General features: G+C 67.0%; 5 protein-coding genes and 1 pseudogene. All 6 read right to left on the bottom strand.

Annotation, left to right across the window (positions count from 1 at the left end; all coding sequences use genetic code 11):
* Window positions 1-681 (bottom strand): DedA family protein (locus tag AC5RWT_RS33980; RefSeq protein ID WP_494084065.1); only part of this gene is annotated, 681 nt, incomplete at its 3' end.
* Between the two features lie 252 nt (window positions 682-933).
* Window positions 934-2,220, bottom strand: coding sequence for a thymidine phosphorylase (locus AC5RWT_RS33975; protein WP_494084064.1), 1,287 nt, complete (start codon window positions 2,218-2,220; stop codon window positions 934-936).
* 31 nt (window positions 2,221-2,251) lie between these two features.
* Complete coding sequence (locus tag AC5RWT_RS33970; protein ID WP_494084066.1) at window positions 2,252-2,644, bottom strand: cytidine deaminase; 393 nt, start codon at window positions 2,642-2,644, stop codon at window positions 2,252-2,254.
* 12 nt (window positions 2,645-2,656) lie between these two features.
* Window positions 2,657-3,946, bottom strand: a complete 1,290-nt coding sequence (locus AC5RWT_RS33965) for an ABC transporter permease (protein WP_494084063.1) — start codon at window positions 3,944-3,946, stop codon at window positions 2,657-2,659.
* Window positions 3,943-5,304 (bottom strand): ABC transporter permease, encoded by a 1,362-nt coding sequence (locus tag AC5RWT_RS33960; RefSeq protein WP_494084062.1) that lies wholly within the window; start codon window positions 5,302-5,304, stop codon window positions 3,943-3,945. The genes AC5RWT_RS33965 and AC5RWT_RS33960 overlap by 4 nt, the downstream gene beginning before the upstream one ends.
* Window positions 5,301-5,672: pseudogene (locus tag AC5RWT_RS33955) on the bottom strand (heme ABC transporter ATP-binding protein); the annotation flags it as partial. The pseudogene AC5RWT_RS33955 and the gene AC5RWT_RS33960, both read right to left, overlap by 4 nt.

The raw sequence follows: 5,672 nt of genomic DNA, 5'->3' as shown, positions 1-5,672 counted from the left end.
CTCCAGCCCGGCTGCCACTGTCGCCGCGGCGGGGCTGCCCTGCCCGGCCAGGGCGTTCGCCCGCAGCCGCGCCGTACGGCGCCGGGCGGCCCATTTCATGCCATGGTCCAGCAGCAGGCCAAGGAGCAATGCCAGCACGATCGCCAGCCCGGCGGCCAGCAGGGTGTTGTCCTGGAACCAGCGGCCGGCCAGGGCCCCGAGGCCAACCGAATACAGGGACCACGAAACGCCGGCCACCACGGAAAACAGGACGAACTTGCGGTGGTTGTAGCCGGTTGCGCCAGCGGTCATGTTGACGGCGACGCGTCCCACCGGAATGTAGCGTGCGCCCAGGATCAGCAGGGCTCCGCGCCGGTCGAGTTCGCGGCGGGCCCAGGCGAAGGCAGCGGCAACCCTGGGCCGCTGCATCCAGCGGAAGCGGTCCGCGCCGACACTGCGCCCGATCAGATAGGCAATGTTGTCACCCGCGATGGCCCCGGCCGCTGCAACGGCGGCCACCAGCCAGACATTGGGAGCACCGGCGGACACCGCGATGGCTGCCAGCGCGACGACCACCGACTCGCTGGGAACCGGGGGAAAGATGCCGTCAATCAGGCAGAGTGCCAGGAGCAGTGGGTAGATCCACCATTGCGCCGCCGCATCGATGATGAAGACGCTGAGGGCGTCCATAAAAGTCTGCACGAGGTGTTCCTGTCCGCTGGATGTCTAGTCCAACGATGCCATGCCGCATTTTGTGCCGCTATCGGGTAATTCCCTGACCGGGCCCCCTTCGGTCAATACCGCAGACCCCGCAATGCGCCGAAGCCTCCCCTTCCTCCGGCCGCACCCCCTCATCGTAGCCGTGGAGGGGGAAGGCCGGGAAGAGGTTGGCCCACCGGTTATGGACACCTCATCCCCCAGTTCTTGAGAGCTGGGGGCTTCCCTCCCGATAAGTCAGGAGATCCTGTCGATGATCAGCTGCCGGGCCGGCCTGCTCCCCTCCGGAGCGATGACGACGGCGTCCCGCAGCGCCTCCTTGGCGCGGTCGAACCTCTCAGGAGTATCGGTCAGCAGGGTCATGAGCGGCTCCCCGGCGCGGACCTTCGCTCCGGGTTTGGCGTGCATCCGCACGCCTGCCCCGGCCTGCACCGCGTCTTCCTTGCGGGCCCGTCCCGCCCCCAGCCGCCAGGCGGCGACGCCGACCGACAGGGCGTCCAGCTCGACCAGCACACCGTCAGCCGCAGCGTAGACGACCTCTGATTCCCGGGCCACCGGAAGCCTGGCGTCGGGGTCGCCGCCCTGGGCACGGATCATGGACCGCCAGACGTCCATGGCACGGCCGTCCTGCAACGCAGCCGCCGGGTCGGCATCCGTCACGCCGGCGGCCTGCAGCATTTCCTCGGCCAGCCTCACTGTGAGCTGCACTACGTCCTCAGGGCCGCCGCCGGCCAGCACTTCCACCGACTCTTCGACCTCAATGGCGTTGCCGGCGGTCAGGCCCAGTGGCGTGCCCATGTCCGTCAGCAGCGCCACCGTGTTGACGCCGGCGTCTTTGCCCAGCGCCACCATGGTTTCGGCCAGGTCGCGGGCGCTGGGTTCATCCTTCATGAAGGCCCCGCTGCCGACTTTCACGTCCAGCACCAGCGAGCCGGTGCCTTCGGCGATCTTCTTGCTCATGATCGAGGAGGCAATCAGCGGGATCGCTTCCACGGTGCCCGTCACGTCGCGCAGCGCGTAGAGCTTCTTGTCCGCGGGAGCCAGACCCGATCCGGCCGCGCAGATGACCGCGCCCACCTGGGCCAGCTGCTGCATCATCTCGTCGTTGGTGAGCAGTGCCCGCCAGCCGGGAATGGACTCGAGCTTGTCCAGGGTGCCGCCGGTGTGGCCCAGGCCGCGACCGGAGAGCTGCGGCACGGCGACGTCGAAGACGGCCACCAGCGGGGCCAGCGGCAGCGTGATCTTGTCCCCCACGCCGCCGGTGGAGTGCTTGTCCGCGGTCGCTTTGCCGAGCGAGGAGAAGTCCATCCGCTCCCCGGAGGCGATCATCGCCGTCGTCCAATGCGAGATCTCGGTCCGATCCATCCCGTTGAGCAGGATCGCCATGTTCAGCGCAGACATCTGCTCGTCGGCAATGGCACCGCGGGTGTACGCATCGATGGTCCAGGCGATCTGTTCCGGGCTCAGTGTCCCCTTGTCCCGCTTGGTCCTGATGATGTCCACGGCGTCGAATGTTTCAGTCATGTCCTGCTCCTTCCGAGATGCGTTCCGGCCCTCAGGCCAAGTGCTGCGGACCGAAAGCGTCCGGCAGCACCTCGTCCATGGTCTTCAGGCCCGCCGGCGTCATCAGCAGCATGCCGGGCGCCCGGAACTCGTACAGCAACTGCCGGCACCGGCCGCACGGCATCAGCGCATTGCCGTCACGGTCCACACAGCTGAACGCCGCCAGTTTCCCGCCACCGGTCATGTTCAGCTGGCTGACCAGCGAACACTCGGCGCACAAGGTCAGACCATAGGAAGCGTTTTCCACGTTGCAGCCGGAGACAATCCTGCCGTCGTCCGTCAGGGCCGCCGCACCCACCGGGAACCCGGAGTACGGCACGTAGGCCCGCTTCATGGCGTCCGCTGCGGCCCGCTGGAGTTTCTCCCAGTCCACGGGCTGTGCCATCGGTTCCATGAATCAGCCCTTGATGTACGGCACGCCGCTGGCGGCCGGCGGACGGGCACGGCCCACCAGGCCGGCGACGGCGAAGATGGTCACCACATAGGGCAGCATGGCCAGGAACTGGTTCGGCACGGTGGAGCCCAGCGCGCTGAGCACGTACTGGAGGTTGGTCGCGAAGCCGAACAGCAGCGCCGCAAAGAACGCCCACAGCGGGTTCCAGCGGCCGAAGATCAGCGCCGCCAGCGCGATGTAGCCCTGCCCGGCGGTCATGTCCCGGCCGAAGCTGGAGACGAGGACCAGGGTGAAGAAAGCACCGCCCAAACCGGCAACGACGCCGGCCAACAGCACGTTCATGAACCGCATCCGGTTGACCTTCACGCCCAAAGTGTCTGCCGCCTTGGGGTGTTCGCCGACAGCACGGGTGCGCAGGCCCCACTTAGTGTGGAAAAGGCCGACGTAGATCACTGCCACCGCGATGTACATTAGGTAGCCGACCACCGACTGTTCAAACAGGATGGGCCCGATGATCGGGATGTCGGACAAGACCGGGATGCTGATGATCGGCAGCCGGGGCGGTGAATTCCATCTGGCCGAGTCGGCCGAGAGCACGGTGGAGAACAGGAACCCGGTGAGCCCGGACACCAGCACGTTGAGCACGACGCCGACGATCACCTGGTTGACGATGTACTTGATGCTGAACACAGCCAGCACCGCCGAGACCAGCACGCCGCCAACGGCCGCGGCGGCCAGGCCCACGAAGGCGTTGCCGGAGAGGGATCCGGCCACTGCGGCGGAGAAGGCGCCAAACAGCAACTGCCCTTCGATGGCAATGTTCACCACGCCGGATCGTTCACACAGCACGCCGGAAAGGGAACCGAAGATCAGCGGTACGGCCAGCGTGACGGAGCCTGCCAACAGGCCATACAGGGCCACGTTGGGGGTCCGGGCGCTGCCCACTACCCAGGTAAGGAATCCCGCCACGAACAGGACGGCAAAGACCGCCACCAGCCAGCGGGGGACCTTGCGGCCGGCACGGACCAGTGTGAGCGACCAAACGGCGGCGGCCAGCATCAGGATGGCGGTGACCCAGCCGGTCACGGCGGCCGAGAGCACAACCGAGGGCAGCACCACAGGGTCGTTGGGGTCCGACAACCGGAAGGTGACCGAGTTGTGGGGGGCGCCGACCGCGAAAACCAGGACGGCGGCGAGAGCCAGCACGGCCAGAATGATCGGAGTTTTCCAGTTCCGCACGGTGTCCGCAGCGACTGTGCCCTGCTGCGGGGCGGTGGCGGTGGCCGTACTCATGCTGCACCTCCGGTGCTTGCGGTCTTACGGGGTTTTGCCGTCAGTTTGCCGGGGTCGGGCAGCCGGAAGATCGCCCGCACGAGCGGCGGGGCCGCGATGAACAGCACGATCATGGACTGGACCACCAGGACGATGTCGATGCCGGTGCCGGTGTTCGTCTGCATGGTCACGCCGCCGGCACGGAACGCGCCAAACAACACCCCGGCAGCGAAGGTGCCCCAGGGGGTGGAACGTCCCAACAGGGCCACGGTGATGGCGTCAAACCCGAAGCTGGCCGCCACACCCGAGGTCAGCACCCGCTCGGTACCTGCGACCTGTGCGACGCCGGCCAACCCCGCGAGGGCGCCGGCCAGCACCATGACCACCACGTACCCCTTGGTGACGCTGATGCCCGCGGTGCGGGCGGCCTGTGGGTTGGAGCCCACGGCCCTCAGCTCGAACCCGACAGTGGAGCGGTTCAGCAGCCACCAGCAAAAAACAGTGGCGAGGATGGCGACCACGAAGCCCCAGTGCAGCCGGAAGCTGTCGCCGAAGAGCGGCGGGTACATTGCGGTGGCGTCGAGCTGGGGGCTGATCGGGTTGCTGGAGCCGGGGCGCTGGAACGCCGGCATGGTCAGCAGGTAAAGCACCAGGTTGATGGCCACGTAGTTGAGCATGATCGACAGGATCACTTCATGGGCGCCGGTCTTGGCCTTGAGCAGGCCGACGAGGCCACCCCACAGTGCGCCGCCGAGGATGCCGGCCAGAATGACCAGGAGCAGGTGCACTCCCACCGGCAGGTGCCAGCTGAAGCCCACCCAGGCGGCCAATGTGGCGCCGATGATGATTTGGCCCTGTGCGCCGATATTGAACAGTCCGGCGCGGAACGCCAGCGCTACACCCAGACCGGCGCAGATGAGCGGCGTGGCCACCGTCAGCGTCTGCGTCAGCGGATAGATCATGCGCGAGAACGTGGAGCCTTCAAAGTTGAAGACCGATCCCTGGAACAACGCGGCATAAGCGTCGGCGGCAGCCGTCCAGCCGGCAACCAGCATGTCCTGCGGCCTGGCGAAGAAATAGCTGGAGGTCCGGGCGACTTCTTCGTTGGTCAGCGCAATCAGGATGCCACCGGCAATCAGGGACAGCACAATGGCGAGAACTGCCACCAGCGCGTTTCCCGACACGATCCGCTGCATCATGGTCTGATGCCCGCGCAACTCAGGGCGCAGGCTCTCCCCCGTGGGCGGGACGGCGGGCGGTGCCTGCGTTCCGTCGCCCAGGGAAGCGGCGGCCTCGAGCCGCTGCTCGTCGCCGTCGACCGTGGACCTGCCCCCGCGTTTGGAGTGCTTCCCGGGCTTGCCGGCCTCGTCCGCGCTCATTCCTCGCCTCCTTCGGCGTCTATCTGCTGCCCTCCGGCGTCCGCCTGATGGGCTTGCGCTTCTCCAGCGCTCATGCCGGCCATCATCAAGCCCAGTTCGCCGCGCGAGGTGCCGGCCGGGACGATGCCCATTAACCGGCCCTGGTAGAGCACGGCTATTCTGTCCGCGAGTTCCAGCACCTCGTCCAGCTCGGTCGACACGATCATCACGGGTGTGCCGACGTCGCGCTCGGCCACGATCCGCTTATGCAGGAATTCGATGGAGCCCACGTCCACGCCCCGGGTCGGCTGCGAAGCAATAAAAAGCTTCAACGGCCTCGACAGCTCCCGGGCCATGACAACTTTCTGCTGGTTTCCGCCCGAGAGGGT

It is taken from the genome of Arthrobacter sp. Dra40, from assembly GCF_059091905.1.
Note: the sequence above shows the minus strand (reverse complement) of the source record. Positions and strands in the feature narration are given on the sequence as shown.

Coding starts and splice junctions, on each gene's coding strand:
- AC5RWT_RS33965 (WP_494084063.1), bottom strand. CDS start 3,946: ATGAGTACGGCCACCGCCACCGCCCCGCAGCAGGGCACAGTCGCTGCG.
- AC5RWT_RS33975 (WP_494084064.1), bottom strand. CDS start 2,220: ATGACTGAAACATTCGACGCCGTGGACATCATCAGGACCAAGCGGGAC.
- AC5RWT_RS33970 (WP_494084066.1), bottom strand. CDS start 2,644: ATGGCACAGCCCGTGGACTGGGAGAAACTCCAGCGGGCCGCAGCGGAC.
- AC5RWT_RS33960 (WP_494084062.1), bottom strand. CDS start 5,304: ATGAGCGCGGACGAGGCCGGCAAGCCCGGGAAGCACTCCAAACGCGGG.